This window comes from Oleiphilus sp. HI0066 (genome assembly GCF_001635725.1).
This window is the reverse complement of the sequence record NZ_LWFH01000247.1, coordinates 1-1,514: the sequence shown is the minus strand read 5'-3', so window position 1 is coordinate 1,514 and position 1,514 is coordinate 1. Positions and strand designations below refer to the sequence as shown.

Annotated in this window: 2 protein-coding genes; one reads left to right on the top strand and one right to left on the bottom strand. The window is 40.0% G+C overall.

Translation table 11 applies throughout. The features are described 5' to 3' along the window. A partial coding sequence (locus tag A3738_RS03865) for a type IIL restriction-modification enzyme MmeI (RefSeq protein ID WP_231876523.1) occupies positions 1-613 on the top strand: 613 nt, incomplete at its 5' end. A gap of 81 nt (positions 614-694) precedes the next feature. Here the strand turns inward: A3738_RS03865 and A3738_RS03860 are convergent. After that, positions 695-1,514, bottom strand: an 820-nt coding sequence (locus A3738_RS03860) for a tyrosine-type recombinase/integrase (RefSeq protein WP_082889957.1), incomplete at its 5' end; no start/stop codon positions are given.

Sequence of the window (1,514 nt, the reverse complement as noted above, 5' to 3'; positions counted from 1 at the left end):
GGTTGTGGACAGAATCAACAAGGTTAAACAATTTCGCTTGAATAGCCCTAAGGATCAAACAGTTAAAAAAGCAAGTACACCTTACTTATTCGGAGAGATTAGATTAAGTGATACAGGAGACTCTATAGCAATACCAAAAGTTTCTTCCGAAAGAAGGCTCTATGCGCCAATATCTTTTGTCGATCATGATGTTATTCTCAATAACACAGTTCAATTCATCCCTAACGGTTCACTATATGAATTTGGACTAGTTCAATCCACGATGCATATGGCTTGGATGAGATCAGTAGCAGGACGAATGAAAAGTGATTACCAATACTCTATTAAAATAGTATTCAATAATTTTCCATTCCCAATTAACCCGACAGACAAACAAATTTCAAACGTCGAAAATAAGGCTCGAACTATTTTAGATACGCGATCAAAATATATTGGCGATTCACTGGAAGATCTTTATGATCCGTTAACAATGCCTGCTGATCTGTTTAAAGCCCATCAAGAACTAGATAAATCCGTAGACGCTCTTTACACTAAGAAAAAGTTTAAGAGCGAAGCTAATAGAGTTGCGTTCCTATTCGACAAATATCAGGAAGCAGCAAGTTTTTTACCCTAAAGCAAATAAAAAGTAGAGAGTTTTTGAGAACGGGGGCGTTTTTTAACACGGGTCTACGTCCCTGCATAATCACTCTACATTTTAATCTAGAGCTTTATCTAACATAAACGCTTGAATTTTCTCCAAAGGCTCTCTCAAACGCTCTACATCGGCAATGACATAGCGCGCGGTAATATCACCCGATGTTGAGTGATTAACCAAGCTTTTAAGTGCGTACTGAGAGATATCTAAGCTTTCGGCAACCGTTGTAAAGGTTCTTCGTAAATCGTGATAGGTAAACTGTATTCCTGTTTCCTCGATCACTTTATCCATTAAGTAGTTAAACGAATCAATATAGCCATGTTTTGAGCGCTCGCTCGCGAACACATAGCCTTTCTTACGCCGTTTAATTTGCCCCTTAAACAAGTCTCTTGCGTGATCTGTTAATGGCAGTGTTAATGGTCTTCCACTTTTCGTTTCCTGAATCGTGAACGTCTTTTGTTTGAAGTTGATATCCTCAATTTTAAGCTTCGCCATTTCCCTACGACGAACCCCATGCAGTAAAACAAGCTGGAAATAAAAACCAGCAGCTCTCTGGCCGTAAAAAGAGGACTCGGTTAGGGCTCGCATTGCGGCAAACCAATCCTTCATATCAGAGGTTTCAATTTTATTCTCTCGCACTACATCTTTATTCCAAGTGCGCGTATGCGATAAGCGCTTAACAGGGTTATCAGAGAACATGCTTTCACCATTCCCTTTTTCATACTGACCATTGGCGAAATTAAACAGCGCCCCGAGTATCTTCATTACCTTGTTGGCAGCAGAAGGGGACTTTTTGCTTATCTGGAGGTGCCGTTCACTGACCTTATCGCGTGTAATTTCGACCATTGGACTATCAGCCCAATCAACAAAGTGCTTATCA